General features: G+C 64.6%; 16 protein-coding genes. 7 read left to right on the top strand and 9 right to left on the bottom strand.

Annotation, left to right across the window (positions count from 1 at the left end):
• Positions 1-8: 8 nt before the first annotated feature.
• Positions 9-2492 carry a DNA translocase FtsK 4TM domain-containing protein gene (locus AABM56_RS10060; RefSeq protein ID WP_347884061.1) on the bottom strand — a complete coding sequence of 828 codons (2484 nt, stop codon included), beginning with the start codon at positions 2490-2492 and terminating at the stop codon, positions 9-11.
• A gap of 256 nt (positions 2493-2748) precedes the next feature.
• Here AABM56_RS10060 and aat point away from each other — a divergent pair, with 256 nt between their 5' ends.
• The 3 genes from aat (at position 2749) to infA (ending at position 4494) form a co-directional block, all read left to right on the top strand.
• On the top strand, positions 2749-3438 hold the full coding sequence (gene aat / locus AABM56_RS10055) for a leucyl/phenylalanyl-tRNA--protein transferase (protein ID WP_263258677.1): 690 nt from the start codon (positions 2749-2751) through the stop codon (positions 3436-3438).
• 35 nt (positions 3439-3473) lie between these two features.
• Positions 3474-4181, top strand: coding sequence for an arginyltransferase (locus AABM56_RS10050; protein ID WP_133859225.1), 708 nt, complete (start codon positions 3474-3476; stop codon positions 4179-4181).
• A gap of 94 nt (positions 4182-4275) precedes the next feature.
• A complete protein-coding gene (infA, locus tag AABM56_RS10045; protein WP_002553999.1) occupies positions 4276-4494 on the top strand; it encodes a translation initiation factor IF-1 in 219 nt (72 codons plus the stop codon).
• Positions 4495-4565: 71 nt separating this feature from the next.
• Here the strand turns inward: infA and clpA are convergent, their stop codons facing one another.
• Both clpA and clpS read right to left on the bottom strand, forming a co-directional pair.
• Positions 4566-6836, bottom strand: coding sequence for an ATP-dependent Clp protease ATP-binding subunit ClpA (gene clpA / locus AABM56_RS10040; RefSeq protein ID WP_133859226.1), 2271 nt, complete (start codon positions 6834-6836; stop codon positions 4566-4568).
• Positions 6837-6884: 48 nt separating this feature from the next.
• Positions 6885-7241 (bottom strand): ATP-dependent Clp protease adapter ClpS, encoded by a 357-nt coding sequence (clpS, locus tag AABM56_RS10035; RefSeq protein WP_007162298.1) that lies wholly within the window; start codon positions 7239-7241, stop codon positions 6885-6887.
• Positions 7242-7462: 221 nt separating this feature from the next.
• On the opposite strand from clpS, the gene cspD reads away from it, so the two are divergent.
• A complete protein-coding gene (cspD, locus tag AABM56_RS10030; protein ID WP_133859227.1) occupies positions 7463-7738 on the top strand; it encodes a cold shock domain-containing protein CspD in 276 nt (91 codons plus the stop codon).
• 2 nt (positions 7739-7740) lie between these two features.
• Here cspD and AABM56_RS10025 read toward each other — a convergent pair whose 3' ends face one another.
• Positions 7741-8061, bottom strand: coding sequence for a SelT/SelW/SelH family protein (locus AABM56_RS10025; protein WP_133859228.1), 321 nt, complete (start codon positions 8059-8061; stop codon positions 7741-7743).
• A 71-nt stretch (positions 8062-8132) separates the two neighbouring features.
• Between AABM56_RS10025 and AABM56_RS10020 the strand changes: the two genes are divergently transcribed.
• On the top strand, positions 8133-10331 hold the full coding sequence (locus tag AABM56_RS10020; RefSeq protein WP_347884060.1) for a patatin-like phospholipase family protein: 2199 nt from the start codon (positions 8133-8135) through the stop codon (positions 10329-10331).
• Here AABM56_RS10020 and AABM56_RS10015 read toward each other — a convergent pair whose 3' ends face one another.
• The 3 genes from AABM56_RS10015 to recQ all read right to left on the bottom strand — a co-directional run bounded on the left by AABM56_RS10015 (position 10332) and on the right by recQ (position 15429).
• Positions 10332-12539 carry a FimV/HubP family polar landmark protein gene (locus tag AABM56_RS10015; protein WP_133859230.1) on the bottom strand — a complete coding sequence of 736 codons (2208 nt, stop codon included), beginning with the start codon at positions 12537-12539 and terminating at the stop codon, positions 10332-10334.
• Positions 12540-12779: 240 nt separating this feature from the next.
• The gene (locus AABM56_RS10010) at positions 12780-13217 is read right to left on the bottom strand and encodes a MarR family transcriptional regulator (protein WP_007162293.1); all 438 of its coding nucleotides are present in this window, start codon (positions 13215-13217) and stop codon (positions 12780-12782) included.
• A gap of 73 nt (positions 13218-13290) precedes the next feature.
• Positions 13291-15429, bottom strand: coding sequence for a DNA helicase RecQ (gene recQ, locus AABM56_RS10005; RefSeq protein WP_133859231.1), 2139 nt, complete (start codon positions 15427-15429; stop codon positions 13291-13293).
• A gap of 162 nt (positions 15430-15591) precedes the next feature.
• Between recQ and AABM56_RS10000 the strand changes: the two genes are divergently transcribed.
• Together AABM56_RS10000 and AABM56_RS09995 are read left to right on the top strand one after the other, a co-directional pair.
• Complete coding sequence (locus tag AABM56_RS10000; RefSeq protein ID WP_133859232.1) at positions 15592-16176, top strand: YecA family protein; 585 nt, start codon at positions 15592-15594, stop codon at positions 16174-16176.
• A gap of 3 nt (positions 16177-16179) precedes the next feature.
• Positions 16180-16578 (top strand): YbaN family protein, encoded by a 399-nt coding sequence (locus AABM56_RS09995; protein ID WP_133859233.1) that lies wholly within the window; start codon positions 16180-16182, stop codon positions 16576-16578.
• 67 nt (positions 16579-16645) lie between these two features.
• Here AABM56_RS09995 and AABM56_RS09990 read toward each other — a convergent pair whose 3' ends face one another.
• Together AABM56_RS09990 and AABM56_RS09985 are read right to left on the bottom strand one after the other, a co-directional pair.
• Positions 16646-16822 (bottom strand): hypothetical protein, encoded by a 177-nt coding sequence (locus AABM56_RS09990; protein WP_166655853.1) that lies wholly within the window; start codon positions 16820-16822, stop codon positions 16646-16648.
• 57 nt (positions 16823-16879) lie between these two features.
• On the bottom strand, positions 16880-17491 hold the full coding sequence (locus AABM56_RS09985) for a tRNA-uridine aminocarboxypropyltransferase (protein ID WP_133859234.1): 612 nt from the start codon (positions 17489-17491) through the stop codon (positions 16880-16882).
• Between the last annotated feature and the right edge of the window lie 12 nt (positions 17492-17503).

Genomic DNA, 17503 nt, shown 5'->3' with positions numbered 1-17503 from the left:
CATGGATGTCAGTCTCTCACCGGGGCAGGCGCTGTGACCTCGCGCGAGCCGTTGGTGTTCATGGGCGATACGACACCGGCCATTTCCATGGTTTCGATCATCCGTGCCGCCCGGTTGTAACCGATCTTGAGCTTGCGCTGGACCGCGGAGATCGAGGCCCGACGACTCTCGGTGACGAAGCGCACGGCCTCGTCATAGAGCGGATCGTCCTCGTCGCTGTCGCCACCCTCGCCGCTGCCGCCGTCGAAGCCCGCACCACCGCCCTCGTCCGGACCGCTGAGGATGTCTTCGATATAGTCGGGGGCGCCGCGCTCCTTCCAGGCCTCGACGACGCGATGGACCTCGTCGTCGGACACGAAGGCGCCATGGACGCGGATCGGCAGGCCGGTGCCGGGCGGCAGATAGAGCATGTCACCGTGCCCGAGCAGCTGTTCGGCGCCGCCCTGGTCGAGAATGGTCCGGGAGTCGATCTTGCTCGACACCTGGAAGGCCATCCGCGTCGGGATGTTGGCCTTGATCAGACCGGTGATGACGTCCACCGAGGGCCGCTGGGTAGCCAGGATAAGATGGATGCCGGCCGCCCGCGCCTTCTGCGCGATCCGCGCGATCAGCTCTTCGACCTTCTTGCCGACGATCATCATCATGTCGGCGAATTCGTCCACCACCACCACGATGGTCGGCAGCGTCTTCAGCAGTGGTGCCTCGTCGTCCATGCTCTCGCGACGATAGAGCGGATCGGTCAGCGGCGTACCCGCCTCCTCCGCGTCCTTCACCTTGCGGTTGAAGCCGGCCAGGTTACGCACGCCCATGGCCGCCATCAGCTTGTAGCGCCGCTCCATCTCCGCCACGCTCCAGCGCAGGGCGTTGGCGGCCTCCTTCATGTCGGTCACCACCGGACACAGCAGGTGCGGAATGCCCTCGTAGATCGAGAGTTCCAGCATCTTGGGATCGATCATGATCAGGCGAGCGTCTTCCGGGCTCGACTTGAACAGGATCGACAGGAGCATGGCGTTCACGCCCACCGACTTACCGGAACCCGTGGTACCGGCCACCAGCAGGTGCGGCATCTTCGCCAGGTCGGTGATGACCGGCTTGCCACCGATGTCATGACCCAGGGCCAGGGTGACGGGCGACTTGGCCGCTGCGTACTCAGCCGATTCGAGGACCTCGGAGAAGCGCACCATCTGGCGATCCTCGTTGGGAATCTCAATACCCACGGTGGTCTTGCCGGGAATGACTTCCACCACTCGTACGCTGAACACGGCGAGCGAACGCGCCAGGTCCTTGGCCAGGTTGGAAATGCGGCTGACCTTGACGCCCGCCGCCGGCTGAATCTCGAAGCGGGTGATCACCGGACCGGGATGCACGCTCTCCACGATGACCTCGACACCAAACTCCTTGAGCTTGACCTCGAGCAGGCGCGACATGTTCTCGAGGAATTCCGGCGAATAGCTCTGCTGTTTCTTCTCCGCGCGATCCAGGATCGACAGCGGCGGCAGAGTACCTTCCAGATCCGCATCGACCCGGACCACGGCAGCCGCGGGCGAATAGGACGCCGCAGCCGGTACAGGCGCCGCCTTGCGCGGCGGCGGCGTGGGCATGGCGACACTGGCCGGCGCTGGGACAGGCGCGGCAGCCACAGGCGCGGACTCGGGTGCTTCGGCGACAAAGCGACTGGGCGCGGGCATCTCGATGCGCGGCGCAGCACGCTCCACCCGTGGCGGCGGCGCGACGTCGAGCAGATCGTCGAGGTCTTCATCGGCGACGGGAATCGGTACCTCGCGGGCCTTGCTCTTGCGCGCAACCGGCGGCGACACCGGCTCGTCGAAGACGTCCAGTTCCGGAGCCTGACGGCGACCGCCGGCCAGGCGGCTGAAGCCACCCTGCACCAGGTCCAGCAAGTCGAGTACGACCTTGCCGGTGAAATCCATCACCTTGAACCAGGACAGATCGGTGAAGACCGTCAATCCCAGTAGGAAGAGCGCGAGGAACAGCAGCGTGCTGCCCTGGACATTGAGGGCGGCGACCGACAGCTGCCCCAGGCTCTCGCCCAGCGCGCCGCCAGCGGACGCCGGCAGCGCCGAGACCGCATGGAAATGGATATAGGCCAGTACCGAACCCGAGATCACCAGCAGGACGAGACCGGTCAGCCGCCAGGAAAACAGCCAGCCGCTCCACTCCCAGGGCAGGTGCCGTTTGCGGAAGATCTGCCAGGTCTTGACGGCGAGCAGGACGGGGAACACGAAGGCGAAATAGCCGAGCGCCATGAACAGCACGTCGGCCAGCCAGGCACCGGCGCGGCCCGCGGTGTTATGGACCTGATCGATGCGGCTGGTGTGGGTCCAGCCCGGATCGGAGGGGTCGTAGCTCAGCAGAGCCATGAGCAGATACAGGCACAAGGCGGCCAGTGCGATGAGCACCACCTCCTTGAGACGATAATGCAGATGCTCACGCCATTGGTTGACGTGGCTGACAGAACTGGATTGCTTCAAGCGCGCTTTTCCCGCACACGGAACGTGTGACCGTGAATCAAAAACAGTGCGCCATTCTAGATCGCCCGGGCCCTGCTTCTACAGTCCCGCGGCGAAACATGGCACGATAGCGGACGGCCGTACCGGAACCGCCTTCAGGCACAACATTGGAGCATTCTTTCGTTGTCCTGACAAAGAGTTATGACGATTTCTTGAGCTTGTTACGCACAAGCCGCACCCCTTCGGCTCTACCCATCAGAAGGCGCCCTCCCCTACCATGGTGAAATGGCTGACCCGCGAAAGCCCTGACTTCCCGCCCCTGCAGCAGGCGCTGCGCGAACCCAACGGCCTCCTGGCCATCGGCGGCGACCTGAGCGCGGCACGCCTGATCGGCGCCTATCGTCACGGCTGTTTTCCCTGGTACCAGGCCGGCCAGCCCTTGCTCTGGTGGTCGCCGGATCCTCGCACGGTGCTGTTCCCGCCGGACCTGCACGTCTCCCGCAGCCTGGCGAAGACGCTGCGCAAGACGCCGCTGCGCGTCACCTATGATCACGCCTTCGCCAGAGTGATCCAGGCCTGCGCCGGTCCGCGACGCGATGCCGACGGCACCTGGATCACCGTGGACATGCGCCAGGCCTACCAGGAACTGCACGCCCAGGGCTGGGCTCATTCCGTGGAAGTCTGGGACGGCGACCAGCTTGTCGGCGGTCTCTACGGCATCGCCATGGGCAAGCTGTTCTTTGGCGAGTCCATGTTCAGCCACGCTGACAACGCTTCCAAGATCGGCTTCGTGACCCTGGTACGGGACCTGGCCGCCTGGGGCTTCGTGATGATCGACTGCCAGATGCAAACCGCGCACCTGGAGAGTCTCGGCGCGAGCAGCCTCTCCCGGGAACGCTTTGCCGAATACCTGGCCAAATACCTGGATCAGGCCAGCATGGCCGCCTGGCCTACCTTCCACGGGTGACTTACACTCAAGCCAGGCTTATGTAGAGATTCGACATGACCGAGCTGGCGAGACTCAAGTTTTACGCAACCCAGCCTCACGCTTGCAGTTACCTGTCCAACGAGCAGGCGACCACGCTGTTTCTCGACCCCTCGCAGCCCATGAACGGTCAGATCTACGCCGAATTGTCCGAACTGGGCTTCCGCCGCAGCGGCGATCACCTCTACCGCCCCCACTGCCAACTGTGCAAAGCCTGCGTTCCCGCCCGCATCCCCGTCGCTCGCTTTCGCCCCAGCCGCAAGCAGACGCGCGTACTCAAGCGCAATCTCGACATCAGGGTCACGCGCTGCGACCCGGGTTTCACCGAAGAGCGCTATCAGCTCTACGCCCGCTATATCAGCGAACGCCACGCCGACGGCGACATGTTCCCGCCGAGCCGCGGCCAGTTCTCCACCTTCCTGGTCAGCCACCTGCCCTACGCCTTCTTCTACGAGATGCGGGTGGAAGACCGCCTGATCGGCATCGCGGTGACCGATGTGCTGCCCAACGGCATGTCGGCGGTCTACACCTTCTACGACCCTAGCGAAGAGAAGCGCAGCCTGGGTGTATTCGGCATCCTCTGGCAGGTCGCCGAAACCCGCCGCCTCGGTCTCGATGCGGTTTATCTCGGCTACTGGATCAAAGGGTGTCGCAAGATGTCCTATAAGACCGAGTATCGCCCCATTGAGCTCTTCGTCAATCAGCGCTGGGTTGCCCTGGCCTGACGAAATAGCGCTTTTTCTGAATTTCTGTCAGAATATGGGCCTTTTTCGCCCGGACTGCTCTGGGCCTATCTTGTCACCGAGGGCTTTTCTATATATGTCGAAAGAAGACAGCTTCGAAATGGAAGGTACTGTCGTCGACACCCTTCCCAACACCATGTTTCGCGTGGAGTTGGAAAATGGGCACGTCGTCACCGCGCACATCTCCGGAAAGATGCGTAAGAACTACATCCGCATCCTGACCGGCGACAAGGTTCGCGTGGAGCTGACGCCTTACGATCTGAGCAAGGGCCGGATCACTTACCGCGCGCGTTAAGCGAATCCTTTCATGAAAAAGCCCGGCTATGCCGGGCTTTTTCATGAGCGATGGTAAATCGCGACCTGCCCTCAGGCAGGTTCGGCGGTGGTCTCGAACTCGAATTCCAGCTCGTCGTTCACCGCGTCGATGTGGACAATACCGCCGTGGTCGGCCAGGTCCCCGAACAGGATCTGCTCGGCCAGCGGCCGCTTGATCTTGTCCTGGATGAGGCGCGCCATGGGACGAGCACCCATCTGCACATCGTAGCCACGCTCCGCCAGCCAGCTGCGGGCGGCATCTGTGACTTCGAGCTGGACACGCTTGTCCTCGAGCTGCGCCTGGAGTTCGGTGAGGAACTTGTCGACGATGCTCTTGATGACTTCCGTGCTCAGGCGGCCGAACTGGATGATGGTATCCAGACGGTTGCGGAACTCGGGCGTGAAGCTCTTCTTGATGACTTCCATGGCATCCGTGGTGTGATCCTGCAGCGTGAAGCCGATGGAGGCACGGGATGCGGTCTCGGCACCGGCGTTGGTGGTCAGGATCAGGATCACGTTGCGGAAGTCGGCCTTGCGCCCGTTGTTGTCCGTCAGGGTGCCGTGGTCCATGACCTGCAGCAGCAGGTTGAAGACCTCGGGGTGGGCCTTCTCGATCTCATCAAGCAGCAGCACGCAGTGCGGCGTCTTGGTGATGGCTTCGGTCAGCAGACCACCCTGGTCGAAACCGACATAGCCGGGAGGCGCACCGATCAGGCGCGACACGGTATGCCGCTCCATGTACTCGGACATGTCGAAGCGCACCAGTTCGACACCCATGGCCTTGGCCAGCTGCCGGGCAACCTCGGTCTTGCCCACGCCGGTAGGGCCGGCGAAGAGGAAGGAACCAACCGGCTTGTCCGGTGATTTCAGGCCCGCACGGGACAGCTTGATGGCGGTGGACAGGGATTCGATGGCCAGGTCCTGACCAAAGACGGTCAGCTTGAGGTCGCGCTCCAGGTTGCGCAGCAGCTCCTTGTCGGAACTGTTGACGGTCTTCGGGGGGATCCGCGCGATCTTGGCGACGATGTCTTCGACCTGCTGCACGTCGATACGCTCGGCACGACGGTCTTCGGGCTGCAGGCGCTGGTAGGCACCGGCTTCGTCGATGACATCGATCGCCTTGTCGGGCATGTGCCGGTCGTTGATGTAGCGCGCAGCCAGCTCGGCTGCGGCACGCAGCGCCTCGTCGGTGTACTCGATGTGGTGATGCTGCTCGAAGCGCCCCTTGAGGCCGCGCAGGATGCCGTAGGTATCATCCACCGAAGGCTCGACGACATCGACCTTCTGGAAGCGCCGAGCCAGTGCCCGGTCCTTTTCGAAGATGCCGCGGAATTCCTGGAAGGTGGTGGAGCCGATGCAGCGAATCTCACCGGAGGACAGCAGCGGCTTGAGCAGGTTGGAGGCGTCCATCACCCCGCCTGAGGCCGCGCCGGCACCGATAATGGTATGGATCTCGTCGATGAAGAGCACGGCATGGGGCCGCTTCTTCAGCTCCGCCAGTAGGGCCTTGAATCTCTTCTCGAAATCGCCGCGATATTTGGTCCCGGCCAGTAGCGCGCCGAGATCGAGGGAATAGACCACGCTGTCGGCCAGCAGGTCGGGGACCTGACCGTCAACGATACGCTTGGCCAGGCCTTCGGCGATGGCGGTCTTGCCGACGCCAGCCTCGCCCACCAGCAGCGGGTTGTTCTTGCGGCGCCGGGCAAGGATCTGGGCTACGCGCTCGACTTCCGACTCACGCCCCACCAGCGGATCGATACGGCCCTGGCGAGCCTGCTCGTTGAGGTTGCTGGCATAGGCTTCCAGCGGATTGTTGGAGGAGCTGGGTTCGGCACCCTCCTCCTCGGCGGCGTCCTGATCCTGCTCGGCTTCGGGTGCTGCCCCTGGCACCTTGGAGATGCCATGCGCGATGAAATTGACCACGTCGATCCGCGCCACGCTCTGCTGCTTAAGCAGGAACACCGCCTGGCTTTCCTGTTCGCTGAAGATGGCGACCAGGACGTTGGCCCCGGTCACTTCGCGCTTGCCCGAGCTCTGCACGTGGAAGACCGCACGCTGGAGAACACGCTGAAAACCCAGCGTCGGCTGGGTTTCGCGCTCGTCGTCCTGCTGTGGGATCAGGGGTGTGGTGGAATCTATGAATTCCAACAGATCGCGTCGCAGACGATCGATGTTGGCGCCGCAGGCTCTCAACACGGTGGCCGCCGCTTCATTGTCCAGCAGCGCCAGCAGGAGGTGCTCAACGGTCATGAATTCATGACGCTTCGTCCTCGCCTCCTTGAAGGCGAGATTCAGGGTGACTTCGAGCTCACGATTCAACATAGCTTCACCTCATAGCCCAAGCAGCACAGTAGCCCAAGCAGCACAGATCTAACTTTCGATTTCGATTTCACACAGCAGCGGGTGGTTGCACTCCCTGGCATATTGATTGACTTGCATGGCCTTGGTTTCAGCGACATCGCGAGTAAATGTTCCGCAGACTGCCTTTCCCTGAGTATGCACAGTAAGCATCACCTGGGTAGCCGCTTCGCGGTTCATGCTGAAGTAGCGCTCCAGCACCTCGACGACGAACTCCATCGGGGTGTAGTCATCGTTATACATCAGAACTCGATATCTGGCTGGCCGTTTTAGTGCAGGTTTTGCCTCCTGCACCGCCAGGCCGCCGTTGTCGCCGTCCTGATGTTCGTTGTCGTCCGCCGCCAGTCGGATGGGGTCGATTACACGCATTCTGATCGATTCCGAATTACGGGATGAATAGCAGGAAAAAAAGAGCTTGATCCACGTCTCAGCCGCCTAGTGCCTTGCCTTGACTAAGGCTGAAAGGGTGTTACAAACATCCTGTACCGACGAGGTACCAATGGTTCCGTTGTAGTGGCGTCTGTGTGGATTCACTGGAACTGTAGTCGAATGATACTCCAGGCTTGGAGTCCTTTGCAGAGGGAGCCGGTATGCTCAGTGGCAAGGTCAAATGGTTCAATAACGCCAAAGGATATGGCTTCATCGTTGCAGATAACAGTGATGAAGACCTATTCGCTCATTACTCGGCCATCCAGATGGACGGTTACCGCACGCTGAAGGCGGGCCAGGCGGTCAACTTCAATATCGTGCAGGGCCCCAAGGGCCTGCACGCGGTCGAGATTCGCGCGGCCGAAGTGAGCGCACCCGCCGCTGCGCCGGCCACCAATACCCTCGATGTGCGGGATACGGTCAGTACGGAAGCCTGATCTCACGCCCCTTCGGGGGCGCCATCTCCCCCTTCGCGCCGCTGACCTTCGCTGTGCCCCAGGTCGCGCTCCGGAAACAGCAGGTTCCTGACCCGATTCTTCAGCGCTCTGGCATCGGGAAAGCCACCATCCCTCTTCCGCTCCCAGAGCACCTCTCCGCCACAGGCGACCTCGAACACGCCACCGGTTCCCGGTAGCAACGTCACTCCACCCAGATCGGTACCGAAGGTGCTGAGCAGCTCCTGGGCCAACCAGCCCGAACGCAGCAGCCATTGGCACTGGGTGCAGTAGTGGATGGTGATGATAGGTCTGGCGTCTGCCACGGTACACCTCGCAAGGCCTGGGCTCCCTATAATACGCAGCCCCCGATTCCATCCGCCACGTGGTCCGTCCTATGCGCCTGTTGCTGCTGGTAGCCTGCCTTCTCCTGTCCGCCCTGGCCTGGAGTGCTCCGCCGCCGAAGGTCGGCCTGGTGCTGTCTGGCGGTGCCGCCCGGGGACTGGCGCATATCGGCGTGCTGAAGTCCCTGGAGGAACAGGGCATTCAGGTCGACGCCATTGCCGGCACCAGCATGGGTGCGGTAATCGGCGGCCTCTATGCCGCCGGCTACAGCGCCGAGGAACTGGAACGCATCGCGCTTGACATGGACTGGGGCCAGGTACTGTCCGACCAGCCGCCACGCAAGGACGTGCCCTTCCGGCGCAAGCAGGATGACCGGGACTTCCTGGTCAAGCAGAAGCTCAGCTTTCGGGATGACGGCACCCTGGGCCTGCCCATCGGGGTGATCCAGGGCCAGAACCTGGGGATGATGCTGGAAAAGCTGTTCGTGCATACCAGCGATACCCGGGACTTCAACAAATTGGCCATCCCCTTCCGCGCCGTGGCCACGGACATCACCACCGGCGAGAAGGTGGTCTTCGATCATGGTCATCTGCCCCGAGCGATCCGCGCCAGCATGTCGATTCCGGCGGTATTCGCGCCGGTGGAAATCGACGGTCGGCTGCTGGTGGATGGCGGCATGGTCGACAACATCCCCATCGACGTGGCGCGGGACATGGGCGCGCAGCGGGTAGTGGTGGTCGACATCGGCACTCCCCTGCTCAAGCGCCGGGACCTGACCACGGTGCTGGACGTGCTCAATCAGTCCACCACCCTGATGACGCGCAACAATTCCCAGGCGCAGCTGGCGACTCTGGGCAAGCAGGACCTGCTGATCCAGCCGCCATTGGCCAGCTACACCAGCGCCGACTTCAGCGAGGTCAGGGCGCTGATCGATGCCGGCTATCGGGCGACCATGGCCATGGCGAGCGAACTGGCGGTGTTGCGCAAGGACGCGAAAAGCGAGCGCTCCACGGCAGTGGCAGCGGCTCGCGCGCCCAGCAGCCGCACTCCGGTCATCGACGCCATCCGCATCGAGAACGACTCCAAGGTCGAAGACGAGGTCATTCGTCACTACATCCGCCAGCGCCTGGGCGAACCCCTCAATGTCGAGCGGCTGCAGGACGACATGAGCACCCTCTACGGGCTGGATTATTTCGACCAGGTGGAATACCGCATCCGCCGGGACGGCCCTGGCGACAACGTGCTGGTGATCTATGCCCGCGGCAAGCGCAGCGGTACGGACTTCCTGCGGCTGGGCCTGAATCTGTCTGACGACCTGCGGGGCGACAGCGCTTTCAACTTCGGCGCCAGCTATCGCATCAACGGGCTCAACCGCCTGGGCGGCGAATGGCTGACCCGGATGCAGATCGGTGATCACCAGGAGCTCTACAGCGAGTTCTACCAACCCCTGGATGTGGGCTCACGCTACTTCATCGCACCCTACGTCGGCGGCGAGGCCCGCAACATCGAGCAACTGGAGCGGAACGACCCCATCGCCGAATACCGCCGCGAGCGCTATGGCTTCGGCCTCAACGTGGGTCGGCAGATCGGCAACAAGGCCGAGGTGCGCCTGGGTATCGGCCATGACTGGGGCAGTACCAAGGTGCATGTCGGACCGCGCGACACGCCGGAGGAATCCTTTACCGAAGGCTTCTACGAGTTGCGCTATTCATTGGACGACCTGGACGACGTGAACTTCCCGCGGGAGGGCCAGGACCTGGCATTGACGCTCAAGCAGTTCGACCCGAGCCTGGGCTCGGATTCGCGCTACCGGCAGCTGGACCTGCACCTGAACAAGGCGCTCAGCTATGGCTACAACACCTTCGTGCTGGGAGGCGGCCTGGGGCGCACCCTGTCGACGGACAGCGACACCAACGTGGTAACCAGCAGCTTCCTGCTGGGAGGTGCCTGGCAGCTCTCGGGCTATCGGCAGGATGCCCTGTCCGGCCAGAACTACGGCCTGGCGCGGCTGATCTACTACCACCAGCTCACGCAGCGCTCGCTGTTCCCGCTGGACACCCCGGTCTATCTGGGCGGCAGCCTGGAACAGGGACGCATCTGGAATAGGGATGACGACTACGACAGCGGCAACATCAGCGCGGCCAGCCTGTTCCTCGGGCTGGATACGCCACTGGGACCGCTCAGGTTCACCTATGGCCTGAGCGACCAGGGCGAACACGCCTTCTACATCAACCTGGGCAACAGCTTCTGATCAGGCGATGCGCGAGAGCAGGATCTCGGCCCGCTCGCGCTGACTGTCGCTACCTTCGCTGACGATTTCCTGCAGCAGCGAGGTGGCGTGCTGGACGTCGCCCTGATCGAGACAGGCCTCGGCCTCGGCAAACCGCCGGGCAATGGCATCGGCCATGAAGTGCTCGTCGAGACTCAGGTCCAGCTCCATGACCGCCGGCAACTCGCCCAGGCCTTCAGGGAAGTCGTCTTCCAGGGAGACTTCCAGGGCATCGACCTGCTTCCACCCGGAATCGGCGTCCAGCTCTTCGGTTAGGGCGATGGCTTCATCGAGACTCAGATCCGCCAGATCCAGATCGTAGTGCTCTTCGGTCACCGGCGCAGGTACCGCCGGCTCGGCAAACTGCAATTCCGCCGACCATTCACTGGCCGGCGCATCGAAGGCCGGCAGGTCGAGGTCCAGATCGTCCTCCAGCAGGGGCTCCACCGGATCGGCGGACATCCCGGGAAACTGGGCATGCAGCACCGCCAGACTCGCCGCTACGCCTCCCAGCGCCAGAAAACGCTGTTCGTGCTCTCTGAATGCCGGAGCCTCGCCCAGGGTGGCCAGCACCCGGAGCAGCAGCAGCCGCAGATCCTGGCGCCGATCATCTTCGGCCAGGCCGCTTTCCAGCACTTCCCGCGCCTGGCCGTAGCGGCCATAGGCGATGTAGATCTCCGCACGACCGGCATGATCGTCGACCGGCGCCGGGCTGGCGGCGACGGCTGCGGGCTTGGCCCTGGACTTGGCAACCACCGGCTGGGTAGCGGCCAGCACAGGCTCGGGCAAGGGCTCGACCATTTCGACACTTTCGACGTCATCCGCGTCGTCGAAGACGACGTCTTCCGCCTTCCGCCGGCGCCACCAGAGCACACCGGCCAGGGCCAGCAGGGCCGCGCCACCCGCCAACAACAGCGAGCGCAGTGACAACAGACCTTCGTCGGTACTGCCCGCGGCAGGACTGGAGGCGACGGGCGCCGCCTGAGCGGCAGGGCTTTCCGGTGCCGGCGGCGCGGGGGCGGGCGTCGGCGTGGACAGGGCCACCGAACGCGCCTGCTTCAATTGCTGCTGCAGACCTTCACGGTCCTGCTGGAGCTGCTCGATCATCACCTCTTTCTGGGCCAGCAGTGCGTCGTAACGCTCCTGCAGCTGAGTCAGCTGACCTTCCAGATCGCCGACCTGACGCCCGAGATCCTGCGTCACCAGCAGGGGCTTGGTGTCTTCCGCAGAGCTTCCGGCCGGCTGCGGCGCCGCTACTGGCGGCGCCACTGATTCCGGTGCCGGTGCCGGCGCAGCGACAGGTGCTGCGGCAGGCGCTGGCGCAGCAGGTGCCGGTGCCGGTGCCAGGGCGGGTGCCGTGGTGACCGGTGCGGCGGGTACCGGGCTGGGCGCGGGCGGCGTGGTCCTGGCCGCTACCGGCTGTCGCGGCGCAGGTTCGCTGACACCCACGGGCAGGCGCAGGCGCTGGCCAGCCTTGAGCCGTCCGGGATCATTGTTGGCGAAGGACGCCGGATTAAGAGCGAACAGATCGGCCATGAGCTGCTCGGCCGATCGATTGGCCATTGGCCCCAGGCGCTTGGCGATGCTCCAGAGGGTGTCCCTGGAACGCGTCTGGTAGAAGCCCTCCCCGGCGGCCAGGTCTGGCGAAGGCGCCAGCCGCTGGCGCGGTGCAGATACAGTTTGGCGGACCACCGGATCGGCGGCCGGGGCGGCGGCGCGAGCGGGCGCCGCCGGGATGCGCGCCGGGGCGGTACTGGCAACGCTGGTGGGCGCGCCACCACTGCGCGGCGGATCCACCAGCAGGGTGAACTCGCGCAGCTGCTTGCCGCCCGGCTGTTCCAGCTGAACGATGAAGCCCAGATAGGGCTCGACCAGTGAGCGGCGCGAGGTCACCTCGACATAGCTGCCCGCCGCCGTGCGCAGGTGTGGGGTGAACTTCAGATCGTCGAGGAACTGGGTGCGATCCACGCCGGCCTGGGCGAAGGCCTCGTTCGCCGCCAGATGGATGCGGAAGTCCTCGGCACCGGCATCGCCAATGTTGACCAGCTCGATCCGCGCACGCAGAGGTTCGTTGAGCGAAGACTGCAGGGTGATGCCCCCCAGGCCGAGCGCGAACGCCGCTTGAGGAAGAGGGGTCAGCGCGGCGGCCGACAGAAGAACAAAGGCAAGGGGACGGCGTTTCGCGACCATGGATACCGCTGCGTCAGGTATTCGAGGAAACCGGTGTTTTAGCGCGGTGGCTCACAAAAATCGCCTCCGCTACGCTGGAACGTAGCATCGATACCGACAGACGGCAAACCGATGGCCCCGCACGCATTAAAGCGGCCGGGGGGTGGCGTCTGGCGCCAGCAGCGATGCCAGACGCTCCGGCCAGATCCGACCCCGGGGCTGGGCGGAGGCATCCGGGCGACGCTAGCCGCCAGACGGCGGTCAGCCGCGCTCGAGATTGGCCAGGACGCGCTGATGCACCTGCTGGCAGATGGCGATCTCTTCATCATCGAGGCCGCTGAGCAGTTCCTTGCGCAGGGCTTCGGCGATGGTCTCGATCTTCTCGATCAGCGGACCGGCTTCCTGGGTCAGCATGATGCGCTTGGCGCGACGGTCCTCGGTGACCGCCAGACGCTTGACCAGACCCTGCTTTTCCAGGCCGTCCAGCAGCCGTGCCAGGGTCGGCCCCTCGATGCTGATGCTCTGGGCAAGCTCACGCTGGGTAGGCTGGACACCCTTCATCCGGGCCAGGTTCAGCAACACCTGCCAGCGCGCCTGAGACAGCCCCAGGTGGCTCAGGCGCCGGTCTAGCTCGGCGCGCCAGGCACGGGAGACGTGGAAGATCTGGCGGCCAAACAGGTGTGGATCGGTAGGGGTCATTCAGGCTAAACCTTGTACTTGGATTTTCTCATTATTCTGGTTACAGGCAGGGCGGGGCAACCGCCGCGCCTCGCTAGTCCGCCAATTCCGCCTGCAAGGCTGCCCGCACACAGTACAGCGCGCCACTCGCCACCCGCCCCTCGAAGCGCGCGGCGACATGGGCGACCGGCGGCAACTCGCCCTCGTCTTCGAGGAAGGCATCCTGGATTTCCGCCAGCAGATCCTCTGGCAGGTCGAGGGCCTGTTCCAGGGCGATCTGCTGCCCGGCGATGGCTTCGGCCAATAGTGCATAGACATTCTTTTCCGAGCAATTGAGCTGCCGCGCAGCCTGCTCGGGCGTCATGCCGGCGCGTACCAGCGTCAGCACCTCGTGGCGCACGTCAGCGACCGGAGGCGGCGCGGCGTCGCCGTCATTGAGGACGTCGAGGAAAGCCTGGCCATAACGCTCCAGCTTGCGCGCGCCCACGCCGCTGACGCGGCTCATCTCGTCCAGCGAGCGCGGCTGGCTGCGCAGCATCTCCAGCAGGGTGGCGTCGGGGAAGATCACATAGGGCGGCACCGAATGCTCTTCGGCCAGCTTGCGTCTCAGGGTGCGCAGGACCTCCCAGAGTTCGCGCTCGTCGGCGCGCACCAGCTGGCTGGCGGCACTGGCCGAGCCGCTGCCACTGCTGCTCCGGCCACGCTGGGGCTTGGGGTCACGGCGCAATTCGATGCGCACCTCGCCGCGCAGCAGCGGCCGGCAACTCTCGGTCAGGCGCAGGCCGCCATAGCCGTCGACATCCACCTCGGCCAGGCCGCGGGCCACCAGCTGGCGGAACAGGGTGCGCCAGTCGTCTTCGCCACGGGCCTTGCCCAGGCCGAACACGGCCAGCCGCTGGTGGCCGAGGCTGGTGATCTTTTCGGTCTCGCGACCGAGCAGGATGTCGACCAGGTGCCCTACCCCATAGCGCTGACCGCTGCGGTAGATGGCCGACAGCGCCTGGCGCGCCGGCTCGGTGGCATCCCAGGTCTCGACGGTGTCGATGCAGTTGTCGCAATGGCCACAGGGCTGGGGCAGGTGCTCGTCGAAATAGGCCAGCAGCACCTGGCGCCGGCAACGGGTTTCCTCGCACAGCGCCAGCATGGCTTCGAGCTTGTGCCGCTCGATGCGCTTGTGGCGCTCGTCGCCCTCGGAGTTCTGCATCATCTGCCGCAGCAGCAGCACGTCCTGCAGGCCGTAGGACATCCAGGCGTCAGCGGGCAGGCCATCGCGACCGGCCCGGCCGGTTTCCTGGTAGTAGGCTTCCAGACTCTTGGGCAGATCAAGGTGGGCGACGAAGCGCACGTTGGGCTTGTCGATGCCCATGCCGAAGGCGATGGTAGCGACCATGATCAGCCCTTCCTCGTTGAGGAACCGCTTCTGGTTGGCGGCGCGCACGTCGTTGGGCAGGCCGGCGTGATAGGGCAAGGCGGGGAAGCCCTGGTTGCTGAGCTGCTCGGCCACCTCCTCGACCTTCTTGCGCGACATGCAGTAGACGATGCCGGCATCGCCGCGACGCTCGGCGAGAAAGGCCAGCAGCTGCTTGCGCGGCGCTTCCTTGGGCACGATGCGGTAGAAGATGTTGGGGCGATCGAAGCTGGAGAGAAAACGCTCGGCCTCTTCCAGATGCAGGCGGCTGGCCATCTCTTCGCGGGTGCGGGAATCCGCGGTGGCGGTGAGCGCCAGGCGCGGCACGCCGGGGAAGTGTTCGGCCAGTTGTCCGAGCTGCATGTATTCCGGACGGAAGTCATGCCCCCACTGGGACACGCAGTGGGCTTCGTCGATGGCGAACAGGGCGATCGGCAGGCGCTTGAGGAAGTCCAGCATGCGCGGCTGGACCAGGCGCTCGGGCGCGAGATAGAGCAGCTTGATCTCGCCGCGCTCCAGCTGCGCGGCGACGGCTCGCTGCTGTTCGCCGGTCATGGTGGAGTTGAGCGCGGTCGCCGACACACCCAGTTCCAGCAGGGTGGCGACCTGGTCGTCCATCAGCGCGATAAGCGGCGAGACCACCACGGCCACGCCGGGCCGCAGGAGTGCCGGCACCTGGTAGCACAGGGACTTGCCGCCGCCCGTGGGCATCAGCACCAGCGCATCGCCACCGCTGGCCACGCGCTCGATGATCCGGGCCTGGTTGCCACGGAACGCGTCGTAGCCAAAGACGTCTTTAAGGATGCGCAGCGCGGGTTCTGACATGAAGCCTCCTCGAATGGAAAGGCCATTATACGGATGCCGGGGTCACTGCGGCGGTGCTTTTCCGTCGGCCGGCCCCAGGCCGTCGAGTTCGACGTGACCCGGGCGCTCGTCTACAATTCCGGCCGTTCTGCCCTTTCGAATCCTTTCCGAGGTAAGTAGCCGATGTCCTTCGCCGAACAATTGACCCGTCTGCGCGATTTTCTCGATGCAGACGATCTGCACGAAGAAGCGCTCGACTACGTAGCCGCCCATGGCTACCTGACCGCCCTGTCCATCTGCCCGGAAGAGGTTCCCGAACGCGAGTGGATCGATGCGCTCTTCGCCGAGCCACCGCAGTATCGCGATGCCGCCCAGCAGGAAGAGATCGAGCGCTCCCTGGTGCAGCTCAAGGCGCATATCCTGCGCGTGCTGGGCAGCGACGAAGAGCTGGACCTGCCGTGCGACCTGGAGCTCGGTCCGGAGCCGGACGATTCCGAGTTGCGCGGCTGGTGCATCGGTTTCATGGAAGGGGTGTTCCTGCGCGAAGCCGTATGGTTCGAGGACGCCGAAGACGAAGTCAGCGAGCTGCTGCTGCCGATCATGGTCGGTTCGGGCCTGTTCGATGAGCAGCCGGAATTCGCCGAGATCGCCCAGGACCGCCGCCTGGTTGCCGACATGATGGTGCAGATTCCGGAATTGCTGACCCAGCTGTTCCTGCTTTGCCATTCCCCCGATGAAAAACCGGCGCTGCTGAAGCCGCGTCACTGAGCGATGGATGAGGCCACTCCGAGACCCCGCCAGCGCAAGGGCTGGGTCCGCTACCTGCTGCTGGGCATCGGCTGGTTGAGCGTGGCCCTGGGCATCATCGGCGCCTTTCTGCCGCTGCTGCCCACCACGCCCTTCCTGCTGCTGGCCGCAGCCTGCTTCATGCGCAGTTCGGAGCGGTTCTACCTGTGGCTGATCAACCACAGGTGGCTGGGGCCCTGGGTCAAACCCTATCTGGAAGGCGACGGCATTCCGCTCAAGGGCAAGGTCTACGCCATCGTCGCCATGTGGATCAGCGTCGGGTTTTCCTGCTGGCTGGTGCCCTATGTCTGGGCCCGGGTGGCGGCTTTCACCAGTTGCGCGGCGGTGACGGTCTACCTGCTCAGGCAGAAGACCCGGCGCTAGCCACCGTCAGGCATGAAAAAGGGCGATCAGCGATGATCGCCCTTTTTTGTGGGTGACGCTGGCGGCGTCAGGCGGCCCTGGCCATGGGGGTCGGGGGAGCCTGATCGGGGACGGTGGGCTCGCCCGGTTCGCTGGGCTGGATGGGAGCCGGATCAGGCTGATCGGGTTCACCGCCCGCGCGGGGCTGGACCAGGGCGGTAAAGCTGGCAAATTCGCTGTGCTGGCGGATCGGGAAGCGGGACATGGGGTGACTCCTCTGCTGACTCCCTAGGTAGAGTCTTCCGGCCACGGGGTAATTCCCTCAATCGCCTGGCGCTGCCCTGCCATGATTGCGAGCAAAGGTTTCCGGCCCCATGGCGGCGATCTGGCCGTCGATCAGCGCCTCGAAAGGTGCCAGCAAGGCGTCGAAGCGGCGCGGAGCCTCCAGTGCATTCAACGCCGCGACCACGGCCTCCACGGTCGACAACGCAGCCGCCGCCGGCGCCTTGCGTACCCGGTAGCGCGACGGCGCCCCGGGTGGCAGGGTGAGCCTGGGCAAGGCCGCCAACAACGGATTGGCATGCAGCAGCAGGCGTGCCTTGCGCCAGGTACCGTCGGGAATCACCAGCAGCCGTCGCGACTCGGTCGCGGCGGCGGGAGGCAGCAGATCCACCCGCATCGCCTCGGGCCCGGGGAACAGCAGCCAGGCGTCATGGCCGGCGAGCCAGTGCGGCAGGTCCGCAAAGCTCTCGCCGATCTCCAGTTGCGCATTGCTGAGCCCGAGGGCGGCCAGGCGGGCTGTATTGAGGGGATGGCGCCGCTCACTGGGATGCTGCAGCAACAGCACCCGCGTGCGACTGGCCAGCGAGGGGATCAGCGCGCACAGGCACAACGGCAGGGGCCGCTGACAGCGCGCGCAGGCGGGACGGGACATCGGGACTTCCGG

Source organism: Pseudomonas aestiva (assembly GCF_039908605.1).
In the GTDB taxonomy this organism is placed as follows: domain Bacteria; phylum Pseudomonadota; class Gammaproteobacteria; order Pseudomonadales; family Pseudomonadaceae; genus Chryseomonas; species Chryseomonas aestiva.
Note: the sequence above shows the minus strand (reverse complement) of the source record. Positions and strands in the feature narration are given on the sequence as shown.